Raw genomic sequence first — 16731 nt, 5'->3', positions numbered from 1 at the left:
GTCAGGCTACCGGCTCGGCGAAGCCGGACTCACGGCCGTCCTCGCCCAGCGGCCCCGGCTCCCCGGCCAGCAGCGTGTAGTACTCGACGCCGGGGAGCGGCTGCCCGATGTCGTTGGACAGCGCGAAGTACGGTAGATCGACGGTGAGCTGCGTCCGGTGCGCCCGCATCGCGGCCACCTTCGCCGGCAGGTGGTCGCGGGCGTCGACGCGCGTGGTCACCTGCTCGTCGGGCACGCCGAAGCCGAAGTCGGACACGGACTCGACCTGCTGGAACGGCCCCCGGCCCACCCCTTCCTCGAGCACCGACAGGGGCAGCGCGGTCGCGTAGAACCGCGAGGGCCGCCACGGCGCGCCGGCACCGAAGGACGGGTCCCCAGCCCGCTCGAACGCCCGCCACGCGACCCGATGCGCCTGGATGTGGTCCGGATGGCCGTAGAAGCCGTCGGCGTCGTAGGTCACGACGACCTGCGGGCGTACCTCCCGCACGATCGCGACGAGCTCGGTGGCGGCCTCGTCGACGTCCGCCCGCCAGAAGCACCGGGGATGGTCATTGGACGCCACGCCCATCATCCCGGAGTCGCGCCAGCGCCCCGGGCCGCCGAGGAACCGGTGGTCCGTCACGCCGAGGGCGGCGCACGCCCGCGCGAGCTCGCCGACGCGGTACTCCCCCAGCGCGTCACCGTCCAGGTGGCGCAGCTCCGCGGGGATGATGTCGCCCTCCTCGCCGCGCGTGCACGTGACCAGGCAGACGTGGGCGCCCTCGGCGGCGTACTTCGCCATGGTCGCCCCGGTCTCGATCGACTCGTCGTCCGGGTGGGCGTGCACGAACAGGATGCGCAGGTCGGCCATGACCGAACACGTTATCCGGAGGCGGGATTGGTCGCCCCGCCGGTCGGCTTCTTCCCGCCCGTGCCGTCGCCGCCGGTGCCTCCGGTGCTGCCTCCGGTGGGCTTCCCGCCGTCCGTCGGCCTGCCGGTCGGGGACGTGCCGCCGCTCGGCTCGGTCGGGGGCGAGCTCGTCACCGTGTGGGTGGCGGTGGGCCGGTGGGACGTCGGCCGCTGGGTGTACGACGGCTCGCGGTGCGTGTTGGTCGGCGCGGGCTGTTCCGGTTGATCGGTGCCCTCCGACGGCCCGCTGGAGCTCTCGACGGTCTGCGCCGGCCCGTGGTCGCCGGTGGTGTCGGCTCGGTGCTGGGCCGCCCAGATGATCATGGCGGCGATCCCCAACGCCAGCACCACACCGGCCACCGCCGCCAGGACCATCCGCGGCGACATCCCGCGGCGGTCCGCGCCGCCCGGATGCGTCATCCCCGGGTAGTGCGGCATGGTCGGCGGGCCGCCGGCCGCGCCCATGGCCCCGAGACCGGCGCCCGCGACCGTGGGCGCGGCCGGGGTGACCGGCGCGGTCGGCGCCGCCCCGGCCATCCTCGTGTCGGCGTACGCGGCCCCCTGGTCCAGGATCGCCGTCTGCGGACCGCCGCCGGCCATCGGAGCGGTCGGCGCGGCACCCTCCTCCCCGAGCAGCCGCATCAGCAGCTGCTGGGCGGTCGGACGCGCGGCCGGGTCCTTGGCGAGGCAGTCGGCGATGATGCCGCGCAGCGGCTCCTGTACGCCGCCGAGGTCCGGCGGCTCGCTGAGGATGCGGTTGATCACCGCCATCACGGTGTCCTGCCCGAACGCCGCGGCGCCGGTGGCGGCGTACACCATCGTCGAGCCCCAGGCGAAGATGTCCGCCTTCGCGGTGATCTCCTTGCCGGTGAGCTGCTCGGGCGCCATGTAGGCGGGCGTGCCGATGGCGGAGTTGGTCATCGTCGCGGCCGCGTCGAGGGCCTTGGCGATGCCGAAGTCGATGACGCGGGGGCCGTCGGGGCCGATCAGGACGTTCTGCGGCTTGAAATCACGGTGGACGATCCCCGCCTGGTGGATCGCGACGAGCGCGGTGACCGTGCCGATGGCCAGGCGCTCGAGCTCGGCCTCCGAGCGCGGGGACTCACCGGTGACGAGCTGCTGCAGCGAGGGCCCGGGCACGAACTCGCTGACGATGTAGGGCCGGTCGCCGTCGACGTCGGCCTCCAGCACCTGGGCGGTGCAGAACCGGGCGACGCTCTTGACGGCGGACAGCTCCCGCAGGAACCGGCCGCGCGCGGTGTCATCATGGGCGAGGTCGCCGCGGAGCAGCTTGACGGCGACCGGGTCACCGGAGGCGGAACGGCCGAGGTAGACGGTCCCCTGACCGCCCTCGCCCAGGCGACCCGTTATCTCGAACGACCCCAGTCTGTCCGGGTCACCGGGCTGAAGGGGACGGGCGTCGGGCATCAATACTCCTGGGGGGAACGGCACATGGATGGGAACAGTCTTCCGCATGACCGACGGACTTGCACGGAGCATTCACACGCTCCTGGCAGGATCGAGCCATGACGACGAGCTTTCCCCGGCAGAGCGCCCGTACGCGGCGGTTCACACTCGGAGCCCCGCGCGGTTTCCAGGTCTCTCCCGACGGTTCACGGGTGGTGTTCCTCCGCTCACGAGGGGGCACCGATCCGGTCACCTGCCTGTGGGCGCTCGACGTCCCCGGCGACGGCGCGGAGGCCAAGGAGCGCCTCATCGTCGACCCGCGGACCCTCGACCTGCCCGGCGAGGAGGATCTGCCGGCCGAGGAGCGGGCCCGCCGCGAGCGCGCCCGTGAGCAGGCGGGCGGCGTGGTCGCGTACGCCGCCGACGAGCGGCTCTCGCTCGCCGCGTTCGCGCTGTCCGGGCGGCTGTTCGTCACCGACCTCGACACGGAGGTCCGGCCCCTGGACGCCGCCGTCCCGGTCTTCGACCCGCGCCCGGACCCGAGCGGGACCCGCGTCGCGTACGTCTCCGGGCGCGCCCTGCGCGTGATCGAGGTGGCCACCGGCGCCGACCGCGCGCTGGCCGAGCCGGAGGACGGGCAGGTCTCGTACGGCCTCGCGGAGTTCATCGCCGCCGAGGAGATGCAGCGCATGCGCGGGTACTGGTGGGCGCCCGACGGCACCGCGATCCTGGCCGCCCGCGTCGACGAGTCGCCGGTGCGCCGGTGGCACATCGCCGATCCCGCCCACCCGGAGGCGGCGCCCCGCGAGGTCGGCTACCCGGCCGCCGGCACGCCGAACGCCGACGTCTCCCTCGTCGTCCTCGGGCTCGACGGCGGACGGCAGGCGGTCGAGTGGGACCGGGCCGCGTTCCCGTACCTCGTCACCGCCCGCTGGGACTCCCGCGGCGTCCTGCTCGTCGTCCAGACCCGCGACCAGAAGACGATGCGGATCCTCGAGGCCGACCCCGCGACCGGCCGGACCACGCTCGTCCGCGAGGACACCGACCCGGTCTGGCTGGACATCGTGCCGGGCGTGCCCGCCCGCACCGGAGGCGGCGACCTGGTGTGGGCCGCCGAGGACGGGCACGACGCGCGCGGCCTCATCGTCGGCGGCGAGCGCGTGACCCCCGACGACCTGCACGTACGCTCGGTGCTCGACGTGGACGGCGACACCGTCCTGTTCACCGCCTCCGAGGAGCCGACCGAGATCCACGTCTGGGCGTACGCCCCCGGCGGCCTGAGCCGGGTGAGCGACGGCGCGGGCGTCTTCGGCGCGCGGCGACGCGGCGGCACCACCGTCGTCACCGGCAGCCGGCTCGACCGGTTCGGCGTGGAGACGACGGTGCTGCGCGACGGCCGGCCGGTCGGCCGGATCGCCTCGCACGCCGAACAGCCGTCTCTCGACGTCGGCGTCACCCTGATCCGCGCCGGCGAGCGGGAGCTGCGCACCGCGGTGCTGCTCCCGACGGGGTACACCGGGGACGATCCGCTGCCGGTCCTGATGGACCCGTACGGCGGGCCGCACGCCCAGCGCGTCATGGCCGCGCGGCGTGCCTTCGCCGAGCCGCAGTGGCTCGCCGACCAGGGGTTCGCGGTCGTGGTCGCGGACGGGCGCGGCACCCCGGGCCGGGGCGGCGCGTGGGAGCGGGCCGTCCACAGGAACCTCGCGGACCCGGTGCTGGACGACCAGATCGCGGCGCTGCGCGCGGCGGCCGAGCGCTTCCCCCTCGACCTGTCGCGGGTGGGCATCCGGGGCTGGTCGTTCGGCGGGTACCTCGCCGCGCTCGCGGTCCTGCGCCGGCCGGACGTCTTCCACGCCGCGATCGCCGGCGCGCCGGTCACCGACTGGACGCTGTACGACACGCACTACACCGAGCGCTACCTCGGCCACCCGGGCGAGGACCCCGAGCCGTACGAGAAGTGCGGCCTGACGCGCGCGGCGTCCGAAGGCGCCGACGTCACCCGGCCGCTGCTGCTCATCCACGGGCTGGCCGACGACAACGTCGTCGCCGCGCACACGCTTCGGCTGTCCTCGGCGCTGCTGGCCGCGGGCCGGCCGCACAGCGTGCTGCCGCTGTCCGGGGTCACGCACATGACGCCGCAGGAGGTCGTCGCCGAGAACCTTCTGCTGCTTCAAATACGGTTCTTGAAGGAAGCGCTCGCGTGACCGTTGCTCCGACGCCCCGGAGCGGGCACCATTCTTCCGACGGTGCGATGGGCACCCCGACCCCCGACGAGACGTGAGCGCGATAATCGAGCACTCGACCTCGGTCGTTCCCGGCGACGGCAAGCTGGAGATCCTGCTGATCGAGGACGACCCGGGCGACGCCTTCCTCTTCGAGGAGCTCCTCGGCGAGGAGCTGCCCGACGCCCGCATCATCCAGGCGCGCACGCTCCGCGAGGCCCGGGAGCGGCTGCGCCCGGGCGTCCACTGCGTCGTGGCCGACCTGTCGCTGCCCGACGCCGAGGGGCTCGACCTGCTGCGCGCGGTGCTCGACATGGCTCCGCGCTCGGCCGTTCTCGTCCTCACTGGGCGCAGCGACGCGGCGGTGGGCGTCGCCGCCGTGGCCGCCGGCGCCGAGGACTACTTGATCAAGCACGAGGTCGACGGGCCACTGCTGGCCCGTGCCATCCGGTACGCCCTGGAGCGCAAGCGCGCCGAGGACTCCGAGCGGCAGCTCATGGAGGCCGAGCTGCGCAGTGAGGAGAACGCCCGGATCGAGCTGGGGCTCCTGCCGGTCCCGCTGATCGACGACACGGAGCTGCAGCACCACACGCGCTACCGGCCCGGCCGCGAGCGCGCCCTCCTCGGCGGCGACTTCTACGACACGGTGCAGACCGCCGACGGCACCGTCCACCTCGTCATCGGCGACGTCTGCGGGCACGGCCCGGACGAGGCCTCCCTCGGCGTCCGGCTGCGGATGGCCTGGCGCACCCTGGTGCTGGCCGGGCACACCGGCATGGACCTGCTGGGCACGCTCGACACGGTCCTGTGCCACGAGCGCTGGTCGGAGGAGATCTTCACGACGCTCAGCATGGTCACGATCGCACCCGACCGGCAGCGCGCGCGGTTTCAGATGGCCGGCCATCCCGCGCCGCTGCTGTTCGGCGAGACCTCGGCCGCGGCGCTGCCCGACGACGCGTACGGCCCGGCGCTCGGGCTGTTCCCCGGCTCCGAATGGCCGGCCGCGGAGGTCGAGCTGACCGGCCGCTGGTCGCTCATGCTGTACACCGACGGGCTGATCGAGGGCCGCGTCGGCGGCGGGCCCGAGCGCCTCGGTACCGAGGGCCTGGTCGAGATGGCCTCCGGCGCGCGCGCCCAGGGGCTCACCGGCGACCTGCTCATCGACCACCTCGTCACAGAGGTGGAGGCGCTCAACGGCGAGGCGCTCACCGACGACCTCGCCGTGGTGATGCTGTCCGGGAAGGCCACCCGGTGACCACTCCCTCGATACGCCGCCCGCGCCAGCCGACGCTCCAGGTCGACGCGGAGGGCGTACCGAGGTTCGGCGTCGGCCACTGGTACGGCCTCGGCATCGTCCTCCTGCTGCTCGCGGTCGTCGTTGTCGGCACCGTCATCGGGCTGGCGGTCCAGGACGGCGCCTCGGCCCGCTCGACGCTGCTCCGGCACATCGACCCGGCCGTGCTGCAGTCCGGCCGGCTCAGCACGTCCATCTCGGCGGAGGTCGGAGCGGTGCGCGCGTACGCGCTGACCGGCGCCGCGACGGGTCCCGCGGACTACCGGCGCGCCGAGGCCGAGACCTCCGCCGCCATCGCCGAGACGACGCGGCTCCTGCGCGACACCCACGACGCCGGGACGGCCCGCGCCGGGCTCACCGAGGTCGGCTCCCGGCTGGCCGCCTGGCGGCACGACTACGCCGACCCGGTGATCACCAAGACGGGGAAGCCGTCCGAGATCCTGGGCGAGCAGCGGTTCGCCACGGTCCGTGACGCGGTCGCGACCGAGCGCACCCGGCTCGCCGCGCTGCAGCACCGCGCCGCCGGCCGGCTGAACGACCAGGTGAACCGGCTGTACGAGACCCTGCTCGGCGGCGCGATCGCCCTGGTCGTGGGCGCCCTCGGGCTCACCCTCCTGATCCGGCGCACGGTCCTGCGTCCCGTGTCCGCGCTGACCGGCCAGGTCCGCCGCGTCTCCCAGGGCGACCTGACGCATCCGCTGCAGGTCTCCGGGCCGGCCGAGATCGCCGAGCTGGCCGCGCACATCGACGCGATGCGCAACCACATCCTGGAGGAGTGGCGGGAGGCGTCCGAAGCGCGCACCAAGCTCGACGCGCAGACCCAGGAGCTGCGCCGCTCCAACGCCGAGCTGGAGCAGTTCGCCTACGTCGCCAGCCACGACCTGCAGGAGCCCCTGCGCAAGGTCGCGAGTTTCTGCCAGATGCTCGAACGCCGCTACTCCGACGTCCTCGACGACCGCGGCCGGCAGTACATCGACTTCGCGGTCGACGGCGCCAAGCGCATGCAGTCGCTCATCAACGACCTGCTGAACTTCTCCCGGGTCGGCCGGGTGAGCCGCGACATGGCGGTCGTGGACTGCGAGACGGTCCTGCAGCGGGCCATGGACAACCTCGGCCTCGCCCGCTCCGAGTCGGACGCGGGGATCAGCTGGGACCCGCTGCCCAAGGTGACCGGCGACGCGACCCTGCTGACCCAGCTGTTCCAGAACCTCATCGGCAACGCCATCAAGTTCCGCAGCGAGGAGGCGCCGCGCGTGCACGTCTCGGCCCGGCGGGACGAGGAGGTCTGGGAGTTCGCCTGCAGCGACAACGGCATCGGCATCGACGCCGCGTACGCCGACCGGATCTTCCTCATCTTCCAGCGCCTGCACCCCAAGGACGAATACGCCGGGACCGGGATCGGGCTGGCGTTGTGCAAGAAAATCGTCGAATACCATGGCGGGCGGATCTGGCTGGACACCGAGCCGGAGCAGCAGGGCACCACGATCCGATGGACGCTGCCCGCCATCGCCGACGACACCGCAGAGAACGCCGAGGAATGAACGACGTGACCATCCGCCCGATCGACGTGCTCCTCGTCGAGGACGATCCCGGTGACGTCGTGCTGACCAAAGAGGCGTTCAAGGACAACAAGGTCAGCAACCGGCTGTCGATCGTCGGCGACGGTGAAGAGGCGATGCGCTTCCTGCGGCAGGAGGGCGACTACGCCGACGCGCCGCGTCCCGACCTGGTGCTCCTCGACCTCAATCTGCCCCGCATGGACGGCGGGCAGGTGCTGGGGGAGATCAAGGCCGACGAGACGCTGCGCACGATCCCGGTCGTCGTCCTCACCACCTCCGAGGCCGAAGAGGACATCCTCCGCAGCTACCGCCTGCACGCCAACGCCTACGTCACCAAGCCCGTAGACTTCGACCAGTTCATCAAGGTGGTTCGCCAGATCGACGACTTCTTCGTCGGCGTGGTCAAGCTCCCCCGCTCCTGACCGCCACTTTGCCGCCGTAGTGGACACTTTGCCGCCGTAGTGGACCGACGGATGCCCCGTTTGCGCACTTTGTGACGTCAACGCCGACGGCAAGGAAGGCACCCCGCAACCAGTCGCTCGCTACCAGTCGCTCGCTACCAGGCGTCGGGATTGGCTCGCGCCTGGTTCAGGTCGCCTTCACGGAGCGCTTTGGCCGGGGCGACGAACCTCACGATGCCCCCATCGCCCCATTCCCACATGTCGGTGGCGCCGAGAGTGAGCAGGTGAGCGTAGGGCTCGTCCTGCGACAGATCCTCCAACAGGCCAACGCCATAGCTGTGGATCGGCGGCCAGCCGAACGCCTGATTGCGCATGCCGCCCCACTCGAGGCCCTGCTCGTCCACGCAGTACTGCGGCCAGGCGGTCTCGCCGAACCTGTCGACCACCAGCCAGGCGGGATCCACCTGGTAAAGAGAGGACTCCTCGATCGCGTCTCCATAGTCGAGCGTGCCGAGCACCGGATCGCAGTCGTAGGACGAGGCCGAAGGCAAGGTGACGACAGGGTGGGCGTGCAGCGGAACTCGGTCGAATCTCGGAGCCGGATCCGGCGCCGGCACCTCGACCGCGCGTCGTGGATCGGCGGGAACGACCCGGCATACCCACGGATCCTCGTAGCTGAAGCCGCCGGCGTCTTTCGGAACCTCCTCGGAGCCGGTCCGTGGATCCAGGAAGAAGAAATTGAGCAGCGCGGACCCGGTCGCCGGGACCTGATCACCGAGCCACGGGCCGAGCGCACCGACATCGAGCACGGTGTACACGCTGAGCGGCACACCCGCGTACACGGGCCACTGCGTGCCCGGTTCCAGCAGCGCCGGGCCGCCCCACCGGCACAAGCCGGTCACCGCGGCATCCTCATCCGCGGGCTTCAGCTCGAACCCGGGCCGTGCCAACGCCGCCAGCTGAGCCCCGATGTGTTCCCCCAGATGTTCGACGCACAGCTCACGGACGCCGGACAGCGCCTCCTCATACCTCATGTGATCATGAAAGCACGCCCATCTATCGACCAAGCGCTCGTTACGATGCAGAGTGCCCAGTTCCGGTGCGGTGGGCGAGCCAGCCGGCCATCGCACGGACGCCGACGCCGATGGCGCGCTCGTCCGGGTCGAAGGCGCCGAAGTGCGGGTACGCAGTGGTGATGTCCACGCCGGGCCGTCGGACGCCGAGGAAGCTGAACGTCCCGGGGACGCGGCGGAGGAACAGTGCGAAGTCCTCGCCACTGAACGGGATCGCCGCGTGCATGGTCGTGACGGCCGGACGGCCGAGTCTGCGCGCCAGGTAGTCGCGGACCTCCCGTCCCGGACGCGGCGGGCACACCATCGCTGGGAACGCGTCGGCGGGGAACTCGATGCGGGCGTCCGGGTACCGGCCGGTCAGGCGCCGCAACTGGTCGCGGATCTCCGGGACGCGCTCCTGCGGCCAGCACCGGTACATCGCGCGCACCTCGACATCGCCGTTGGCGGCGGGACGCGCGCCGGCCCTCATCCAGACGAACCGGGCCAGCGGCCCGTGCGGCGTCTCCACCTCCCGGATGAGCCGTTCGAGGTCGGCGGACGTCTGCGGAACCGCGACCGTCGACAGCGCGCTGATGTCGGCGACGAGCCGCTCAGCCCGGTCGGACGCATCGGGCCCGGTCAGCGTGATGCTGCCGTGGTCCAGACCCGGAAGCCCGGTACCCGGCGTGACCGCGAACGTGCCGACCGGGAAGGGACCGCAGTGCAGTGCGTGGATCTCGTCCGGCCTCGTCCGCTCCAGCACGCCGTCGGAGATCATCGCCTGCGCCCCGGCGAGGGCCTCCTCCCCCGGCTGGAAGAGGAATACCACCCGGCCGTGGAGTCGGGTCCGCAAGCGCGCCAGCACTTCGGCGACCCCGACGCCGATCGTGGTGTGCAGGTCGTGGCCGCACACGTGCGCGGGATCCGGACCGCCGTTGATCTGCGAGTCTGGCGGCACGGCGTCCATGTCCGCCCGGTAGGCGACCGTCCGACCGCGCCCCTTGCCCCGCAGGACGCCGACGACCCCGTGGCCGCCCACGCCCGTGGTCACCTCCAGGCCGGCGGCGCGCAGCCGGTCCGCGACCAGCGCGGCGGTGTGGACCTCGCCGCCCGACAGTTCGGGGTGGCGGTGGATGTCGCGGCGCAGGGCGATCAGGTCGGCCTCGAGCCGTCCGGCGAGGGCGTCGATCTGACCTTCGAGCTTGGACGGCTCGGCCGCCTGAGCTGGAATGCCGGTGGTCAGGACGCCTCCCGCGCCGAGCGCGACGGCAGCGCCGAGCACACTCCGGCGGGTCAGGGCGGGGTTTCCAAGGCGGCGATCAGTCATACCCCGGACGCTACGGATCCCGGGCCGCGCCCCCCATACGGCTGGCCACCGTCCGGGGATGTACTCAGGTCCACTGTTCCGGTCAGCATCAGGCCGTCAGGCGTTCCGGTGGGCGAGGTCGAGGGCTGCGCGGATGATGCTGTCGGTGTCGAGACCGTGGTGCTGGTAGACGTCCTCGAGGGAACCGGACTGCCCGAAGCGGGTCACTCCCAGCGCGGTGGTCGGCACCCGGTTGATGGTGGCCAGGAACGCCAGCGTGTGCGGGTGCCCGTCCAGCACGGTGACCAGCGGTGTGGCGCGGTCGGCCGGAAAGACCTGGTCGAGGATCCAGGACTCGGCCGCCCCGTGGCCCTGCCGTGCGCGCACGGCCCGGTAGAGCAGGTCGGGGCTGGTCACGCAGATCACGTCCGCGGCGATGCCGACGTGCTCCAGGCGTTCGGCTGCGGCCAGGGCCTCGGGCACGACGGCGCCCATGGCCGCGATGCCGACCGCTGGTCTGTCGGTGCGCCGCAGCAGGTAGGCGCCCGCCACCACATGCCGGCGGCGTCGCTCCCGGGCCGCGGGGTCCACGGGCACGGCGGCCAAAGTCTGATCGACCGGGCGGGTGGACAGCCGCAGATAGGCCGAACAGCCATCGGGCCTACCGAGCCGGGCCAGGCTGGCCAGCAGGCTCCACTCCGTGTCGACGACGAACGCGGGCTCGTAGCTGACGCAGCCGGGTTGCTCGAGGCCGATGGACGGCGTCTTGATCGACTGGTGTGCTCCGCCCTCGGGTGCCAGTGAGACTCCGGACGGGGTGCCGATCAGGATCGACTGCCCGCCCGCATAGATGCCGTACGACCAGGGTTCCAGAGCACGCTCCACGAACGGGTCGTAGAGCACCCCGATCGGCAGCAGCGGCTGTCCCCACCGGCTCCAGGTCGCGCCCAGCTCGCCGAGCAGGCCGACCAGGTTGACCTCGGCGATGCCCAGCTCGATGTGCTGGCCGGTGGGTCTCTCACGCCAGTGCAGGATGGTCTCACTGTCGTCGGCGAACCAGTTGGGACGTTCGGTCGCGGACCACACGCCGGCCTTGTTCACCCAGCCGCCCAGGTTCGTGGACGAGGAGACGTCCGGGCTGACCGTCACCACCCGGCGCGCCGCCTCGGGTGCCTCCCGGGTCAGGTCGAGCAGGACGCGGCCGAGTGCTGCCTGCGTGGTCGCCATGCCGGACGGGGTCCGGCCGATGTCCACGGGCAGGCCGGGCGGTGCCACCTGAGGGATGTCCTGGCGGCGCAGCCGCTGCGCGGTTCGCACGCACAGCGCGTGCGCCGGGCTGTCATCGGGGAACGACCGCCAAGGCTCGTCCGGGTCGGCGCCGACCCGGAGGGCCATTTCGCGTAGTTGCGTGTCGGAGAGCAGGGCCGAGTGGTTCTGCGGATGGCCCTTCGTGGCCTGGCCGTAGCCCTTGATCGTGTAGGCGAAGATCGCCGTCGGGCGGGTGTCGTCGATCGCGGAGAACGCCTCGTCCAGGGCGGCCAGGTCGTGACCGGCGAGGTCGGCGATCACGTCGACCAGCGTGGTGTCGTCCACCTGCTCGACCAGTTCGGCGATCCGCCCGGCGCCCGGCCCGTCGCCGGGCAGGCGCTGCCGCAGCTCGGCCGCTCCGCAGCGCAGCAGCCGCTGGTACTCGGGGTTGGGCATCGCGTCGATGCGGCGCCGCAGTTCGCCGCCGCCGGGACGGGCGAACAGTTCCTGGAGCAGCCTGCCGTACTTCAGCGTGATCACCTGCCAGCCGGCAGCGGTGAACATGCCCTGCAACTTGTCGGCCGCGATCTTCGGCACGACACGGTCCAGCGACTGACGGTTCAGGTCGATGATCCACACGATCTCGCCGAGCTCGGCCACAGCCGAGTCGAGCACGGCTTCCCACACCGCGCCCTCGTCCAGTTCCGCGTCGCCCAACAGCGAGTACTGCCGCCCGGTACCCGCACCCCCTACCAGGCCGTCCACGTACCGGCGGGACAGGGCGCCCCAGATCGGCGCCGTCGCGCCGATCCCGACCGAGCCGGTCGAGTAGTCGACCGGATCCGGATCCTTCACCCTGCTCGGATAGCTCTGCAGCCCCCCGAACTCGCGCAGTCTGGTCAGGTATCCGGCGTCCAGCCCGCCCAGTAGGTAGTTGATCGCGTGCAGTACCGGCGAGGCATGCGGCTTGACCGACACCCGGTCGTCCGGACGCAGATGCCGGAACCACAGCGCCGTCATGATCGACACCATCGACGCCGATGATGCCTGATGCCCTCCCACCTTCAACCCCGACTGATTCGGGCGAACCCGGTTCGCGTGGTGGATGATGGCCGTCGACAGCCACAGCACCCGGTCCTCCACCTCGCGCAGCACCTTGTCTTCGGCAGTGGTCCCGGACAGGCCGATCGCCGGGTTGCTCACTGGTGCACCATCCTCTTTCGGTAGTCATGTGAGGGCGGTCCCGTTTTCACAAGGCCGCGTCGAGTGCCTTCTCCAAGTCGGTGAGCAGGTCGTCGGGGCTCTCGATACCGACGGAAAGACGCAGGACATCGGGATCGTCCACCGAGTCCACCAGGCTCACGACGTCACCAAGGCTGGTGGCCCTGACGAACCGCGTGAACGCGTTGTAGACCGCGGCCTTGCGCTCCGGCCTGCACAGTGCGAACGAGAGCATCCCGCCGAAGCGGCGTCCGCCCGTCAGCCGGCACGCGAGCTCATGCGCCGGTGCGCTCGGCAGCCCCGGATAGTTGACCGTGCTCGTCGCTTCGTGGGCGTCGGCGAGTTCCGCGAGCCGCAGCGCGGTCGCGCTGGCCCGGTCGACTCGCAGCTCGAGCGTGCTCATCCCCTCGATGACGGCGGCGGCGTTGTGCGGGGTGATGATCGTTCCCAGTCTGCGGCGCAGCACGGCGATCGCGTCCATGGCCGGCCCGCTCCCGGCGAGCGCCCCGGCCAGTACCCGGCCGTGCCCGGCCAGGTACTTGGTCGCGCTGTGGATCACGAGGTCGGTGCCGAGCTCCAGCGGCCGGAACAGCACCGGGGTGGCGAACGTGTTGTCCACCACCGCCAGCGCTTCGTGATCGTGCGCGATCGCGACGATCGCCTCGATGTCGAGCACGTCGAGCAGCGGGTTGGTGAACTCCTCGAAGAACACCACGCGGGTGGTGGGCCGGAAGGCGGCCTCCAGCGCTTTTAAATCCGTCAGGTCGACGAACGTCACCTCGCATCCGAAGTCCGGCAGGTCGTGCGCCAGCCACTGCCGGGTGTTGACGAACAGCTGGTCGGACGCGATGAAGTGGCCCCCGCTGCGACCCAGGGCGAGCGACGCCGTTGTGATCGCCGCCATCCCCGAGGCGAAGGCCAGCGCGCGTGGCGCCGACTCGATCGACGCCAGCGTCGACTCGAGCGCGGCGACGGTCGGGTTGCCTGCGCGCGAGTAATAGTCGTGCACCGACGGAGCCTCGACGGTCCGTTCGTGCATTGCCATGTCCGCCATGGCGAACGACGCCGTGTCGAAGACCGGAGTCGCGACCGCTCCCAGCGGGTTCGCTCCCCGGCCATGCACCAACCTGGTCGCGAACCCGCGGTCATCGTGGCTCATTCAAGACCTTCCGAGGTGTCCGGCCGCCCGCCGGGAGGCGTGAGCAGAGCCGGTACGTCGACGACGCCGCCGGCGGCCTCGAACTCGGCGCGACTGCGTTCCCGCAGCTCGGCGTCGGTGAGGAAGTCGAGCGCGGTCATGGCCAGGGCGACCGACCCGTCGACGACCGCCCGGTCGCCCCACTCCGAGCCGGCGTACTCGGCGAAGGCGGGGGTATGGAGCGCGGTCTCCGGCGGCGCGATGGCGAGGGTGGGATGGATCGACGGGACGCGCAAGCTGATGTTGCCCAGGTCGGTCGAGCCCTGGGCGCTCGGCTCCGAACCCGGGGCGCTCCGGCCCGAGCTCGGGGTCCGCCCGCGCCCGGCCATGTGCACTCCGAAGCGGGCGCAGAGCGTGTCGTTGCCGCGGACCGGCAGGCATGGCTGGATCCGGTCCCAGACCGCCTCCAGCCTGGTCTCTGTGATCAGCGCCGCGCCTTCGAGGATGCGCTGTACCCGCTCGCTCAGGGCGAGCAGCGGGTCCAGCTCAGGGGACCGGATCAGCAGCCTCAGCGAAGCCCGGGCGGGCACGACGTTCGCGACCTCGCCCCCCTCGGTGATGACTCCGTGCACACGATCGGTCTGCGGCATGTGCTGACGCAGGGCGGCGATGCCCTGGTACGCGGCGACGACGGCGTCGAGGGCGTTGCGGCCGACCTCGGGCCGGGACGAGGCGTGCGCCGGAATCCCGTGATAGGTCGCCTCGACCGAACGTAGCCCGAGAGTGGCGAAGTGGATGCTGTCGCGGTCGGCGGGATGGAGCATGATCGCGGCGTCGATCCCCGCGAACGCGCCCGCGCGGGCCATGATCTCCTTGCCTGAGCCGTTCTCCTCGGCCGGCGTGCCGAGCAGAACGACCGAGCCGCCCGTCCCGGCGACCACGTCGAGCAGCCCGAGAAACGCCCCGGCCGCCGCCGCGCCGATGACGTTGTGCCCGCAGCCGTGCCCGATGCCGGGCAGCGCGTCGTACTCGGCCAGGATCGCGATCCGCGGACCGGCCGGATCCCCGGCACAGGCCTCGATCGAGGTCTCCATGCCGTGAACGCCGACCCGCGCCTCGATCCCGTGCGCCGCCACCAGCTCGGCGATGGCAGCGACGGATCCGTGCTCGGCGAACCCGAGCTCGGCCAGCCCGTGGATCTCCCGGCTGAGACTCGTCAACTCGGGAGCGAGCCTCTCGATTCGGTCCGTGACCTGCCGCGCCAACGTCTCCGGGGCCATCACAGCACCTTCCCCAGGAAGGAGCGGGTGCGCTCGTGGGCCGGTGCGCCGATGACCTTTTCCGGCGGCCCCTGTTCGACGATGCGGCCCTCGCACATGAAGACCACGGTGCTGGCGACCTGACGGGCGAACCCCATCTCGTGTGTCACCACCACCATCGTCATCCCCGAGGCGGCGAGGTCCCGCATCACGTCGAGGACTTCGCCGACGAGCTCCGGGTCGAGGGCGGAGGTCGGCTCGTCGAAGAGCATCAGGGTCGGCTCCATCGCCAGCGCCCGCGCGATGGCCACGCGCTGCTGCTGCCCGCCGGAGAGGTGACCCGGGTAGGAATCCTGCTTGTCCCCGAGCCCGACCCGCTCCAGGAGCCGGACACCGCGCTCGACGGCGACCGCCCGGCTCTCCTTCTTCACCCGCATCGGCGCCAGGATCACGTTCTCCATCACCGTCATGTGCCCGAACAGGTTGAACTGCTGGAACACCATTCCGATCCGGGACCTGCGCTCCGTGACGACGGATGGACGCGCCTCGTGCAGGCGTCCCCGGACGAGATCGGAGCCGATCAGCCGCCCGTCGACGAGGATGAACCCGCGGTCGACGGTCTCCAGGTGATTGATGCAGCGGAGGAAGGTGGATTTGCCCGCGCCCGAGGCTCCCAGCAGGCACACCACCTCGCCGCGCTCCACGGTCAGGTCGATCCCCTTCAGCACTTCGATCGTGCCGAAGTTCTTGTGCACGTCGTGGGCCTGGACGACCGGCCCGATCCCGGCACCGGTCATCGGGCGCCCCCCACTCGGGTGAGGCTGCGGCCGAACCTCTTCTCCAGGCGCGCCTGCACCAGGGTGAGCAGCGTGGTCATGACCAGGTACCAGATGCTCGCGACGATCAGCAGCGGGATCTGGCGGTAGTTGCGCGAGTAGATCTGGGTGACCGATTCGAGCAGGTCCCCGACGCCGATGACCAGCACGACCGAGGTCATCTTCAGCATCGAGATGAACTGGTTGCCGATCGGCGGGATGATCGCCCGCATCGCCTGCGGCAGCACGACGAACCGCAGCGTCGCGAACCGGCCCAGGCCGAGCGCGTCCGCGGCCTCCGACTGCCCTGACGGCACGCTGAGCAGTCCGCCTCGGACGATCTCCGCGACGTACGCGGCCTCGTTGAGTCCGAGGCCGAGCACCGCGGCCGCGAAGATCGGGATCACCGTGTTCGTATCCCAGCTCACGAGGAACCCCACACCCGGGATGCCGAGCCCGACCCGAGGGAAGAGCGACGCCGCGAATCCCCAGAACAACACCTGGACCAGCACCGGTGTCCCGCGGAAGAACCAGATGTACAGCGCCGCGGCGGAGCGGGGAATCGGGCTCCCCGACAGACGCAGCACCGCGAGGACGACACCGCACACGATGCCGACGAACATCGCGATGATCGTCAGTTCCAGTGTCACGGCGATGCCCTTGAGGACACCGACGTCGAAGAGGTAGTCGCCGACCGTCGGCCAGTCGAACGAGTGGTTGGTGACGAGGATGGCGACGGCGAATCCGGCCAGCACGAGAATCACGCCGCCGCCGACCGCCTGCCCGACGGGGCGCCGCCGGACCGGTTCGTGATCGGCTATGGAGATGAGGTCCGCCAGGTCGACCCGGTCGTGGTCGAAACGAACGTCGGTGCTCATACGCCCCTCTTCGCCGGCATTCATCGATCTTGTTCGCGGC

General features: G+C 71.5%; 13 protein-coding genes. 4 read left to right on the top strand and 9 right to left on the bottom strand.

The annotated features are described in order from the left end of the window. Window position 1 precedes the first annotated feature (1 nt). Both mshB and AB0I04_RS07480 read right to left on the bottom strand, forming a co-directional pair. Window positions 2-850, bottom strand: coding sequence for an N-acetyl-1-D-myo-inositol-2-amino-2-deoxy-alpha-D-glucopyranoside deacetylase (gene mshB / locus AB0I04_RS07485; RefSeq protein WP_360880635.1), 849 nt, complete (start codon window positions 848-850; stop codon window positions 2-4). Between the two features lie 11 nt (window positions 851-861). After that, on the bottom strand, window positions 862-2316 hold the full coding sequence (locus AB0I04_RS07480) for a protein kinase (RefSeq protein WP_360880632.1): 1455 nt from the start codon (window positions 2314-2316) through the stop codon (window positions 862-864). Window positions 2317-2414: 98 nt separating this feature from the next. On the opposite strand from AB0I04_RS07480, the gene AB0I04_RS07475 reads away from it, so the two are divergent. The 4 genes from AB0I04_RS07475 to AB0I04_RS07460 all read left to right on the top strand — a co-directional run bounded on the left by AB0I04_RS07475 (window position 2415) and on the right by AB0I04_RS07460 (window position 7795). Beyond that, window positions 2415-4502: a prolyl oligopeptidase family serine peptidase gene (locus tag AB0I04_RS07475; RefSeq protein ID WP_360880629.1), complete on the top strand. Its 2088-nt coding sequence runs from the start codon at window positions 2415-2417 to the stop codon at window positions 4500-4502. A 73-nt stretch (window positions 4503-4575) separates the two neighbouring features. Continuing rightward, window positions 4576-5775 (top strand): SpoIIE family protein phosphatase, encoded by a 1200-nt coding sequence (locus AB0I04_RS07470; RefSeq protein WP_360880626.1) that lies wholly within the window; start codon window positions 4576-4578, stop codon window positions 5773-5775. After that, window positions 5772-7355, top strand: coding sequence for an ATP-binding protein (locus AB0I04_RS07465; protein WP_360880623.1), 1584 nt, complete (start codon window positions 5772-5774; stop codon window positions 7353-7355). Before AB0I04_RS07470 ends, AB0I04_RS07465 begins: the two co-directional genes overlap by 4 nt. Next, window positions 7352-7795 carry a response regulator gene (locus AB0I04_RS07460; RefSeq protein WP_360880620.1) on the top strand — a complete coding sequence of 148 codons (444 nt, stop codon included), beginning with the start codon at window positions 7352-7354 and terminating at the stop codon, window positions 7793-7795. The genes AB0I04_RS07465 and AB0I04_RS07460 overlap by 4 nt, the downstream gene beginning before the upstream one ends. Window positions 7796-7929: 134 nt before the next feature. On the opposite strand, the gene AB0I04_RS07455 is transcribed toward AB0I04_RS07460, so the two are convergent. From AB0I04_RS07455 to AB0I04_RS07425, 7 genes are all read right to left on the bottom strand, one after another. Next, the gene (locus tag AB0I04_RS07455) at window positions 7930-8808 is read right to left on the bottom strand and encodes a DUF1963 domain-containing protein (protein ID WP_360880617.1); all 879 of its coding nucleotides are present in this window, start codon (window positions 8806-8808) and stop codon (window positions 7930-7932) included. Between the two features lie 40 nt (window positions 8809-8848). Beyond that, the gene (locus AB0I04_RS07450) at window positions 8849-10153 is read right to left on the bottom strand and encodes an amidohydrolase (RefSeq protein ID WP_360880614.1); all 1305 of its coding nucleotides are present in this window, start codon (window positions 10151-10153) and stop codon (window positions 8849-8851) included. A gap of 96 nt (window positions 10154-10249) precedes the next feature. After that, a complete protein-coding gene (locus AB0I04_RS07445) occupies window positions 10250-12583 on the bottom strand; it encodes a pyruvate dehydrogenase (protein ID WP_360880611.1) in 2334 nt (777 codons plus the stop codon). Between the two features lie 46 nt (window positions 12584-12629). Further along, on the bottom strand, window positions 12630-13760 hold the full coding sequence (locus AB0I04_RS07440) for a PLP-dependent aspartate aminotransferase family protein (protein ID WP_360880608.1): 1131 nt from the start codon (window positions 13758-13760) through the stop codon (window positions 12630-12632). Then, window positions 13757-15019 carry an amidohydrolase gene (locus AB0I04_RS07435; protein WP_360880605.1) on the bottom strand — a complete coding sequence of 421 codons (1263 nt, stop codon included), beginning with the start codon at window positions 15017-15019 and terminating at the stop codon, window positions 13757-13759. The genes AB0I04_RS07440 and AB0I04_RS07435 overlap by 4 nt, the downstream gene beginning before the upstream one ends. Next, complete coding sequence (locus AB0I04_RS07430) at window positions 15019-15795, bottom strand: amino acid ABC transporter ATP-binding protein (protein WP_360880602.1); 777 nt, start codon at window positions 15793-15795, stop codon at window positions 15019-15021. The genes AB0I04_RS07435 and AB0I04_RS07430 overlap by 1 nt, the downstream gene beginning before the upstream one ends. After that, the gene (locus AB0I04_RS07425; protein WP_360880599.1) at window positions 15792-16691 is read right to left on the bottom strand and encodes an amino acid ABC transporter permease; all 900 of its coding nucleotides are present in this window, start codon (window positions 16689-16691) and stop codon (window positions 15792-15794) included. Before AB0I04_RS07425 ends, AB0I04_RS07430 begins: the two co-directional genes overlap by 4 nt. Window positions 16692-16731: the final 40 nt, after the last annotated feature.

The organism is Actinoallomurus sp. NPDC050550 (assembly GCF_040655075.1).
Taxonomy (GTDB): domain Bacteria; phylum Actinomycetota; class Actinomycetes; order Streptosporangiales; family Streptosporangiaceae; genus Actinoallomurus.
Note: the sequence above shows the minus strand (reverse complement) of the source record. Positions and strands in the feature narration are given on the sequence as shown.

What these genes read in the sequence shown, in the direction of transcription:
- mshB (WP_360880635.1), bottom strand. Translation starts at nt 850, where the DNA reads ATGGCCGACCTGCGCATCCTGTTCGTGCACGCCCACCCGGACGACGAG.
- AB0I04_RS07480 (WP_360880632.1), bottom strand. Translation starts at nt 2,316, where the DNA reads ATGCCCGACGCCCGTCCCCTTCAGCCCGGTGACCCGGACAGACTGGGG.
- AB0I04_RS07475 (WP_360880629.1), top strand. Translation starts at nt 2,415, where the DNA reads ATGACGACGAGCTTTCCCCGGCAGAGCGCCCGTACGCGGCGGTTCACA.
- AB0I04_RS07460 (WP_360880620.1), top strand. Translation starts at nt 7,352, where the DNA reads ATGAACGACGTGACCATCCGCCCGATCGACGTGCTCCTCGTCGAGGAC.
- AB0I04_RS07455 (WP_360880617.1), bottom strand. Translation starts at nt 8,808, where the DNA reads ATGAGGTATGAGGAGGCGCTGTCCGGCGTCCGTGAGCTGTGCGTCGAA.
- AB0I04_RS07450 (WP_360880614.1), bottom strand. Translation starts at nt 10,153, where the DNA reads ATGACTGATCGCCGCCTTGGAAACCCCGCCCTGACCCGCCGGAGTGTG.
- AB0I04_RS07440 (WP_360880608.1), bottom strand. Translation starts at nt 13,760, where the DNA reads ATGAGCCACGATGACCGCGGGTTCGCGACCAGGTTGGTGCATGGCCGG.
- AB0I04_RS07435 (WP_360880605.1), bottom strand. Translation starts at nt 15,019, where the DNA reads ATGGCCCCGGAGACGTTGGCGCGGCAGGTCACGGACCGAATCGAGAGG.
- AB0I04_RS07430 (WP_360880602.1), bottom strand. Translation starts at nt 15,795, where the DNA reads ATGACCGGTGCCGGGATCGGGCCGGTCGTCCAGGCCCACGACGTGCAC.
- AB0I04_RS07425 (WP_360880599.1), bottom strand. Translation starts at nt 16,691, where the DNA reads ATGAGCACCGACGTTCGTTTCGACCACGACCGGGTCGACCTGGCGGAC.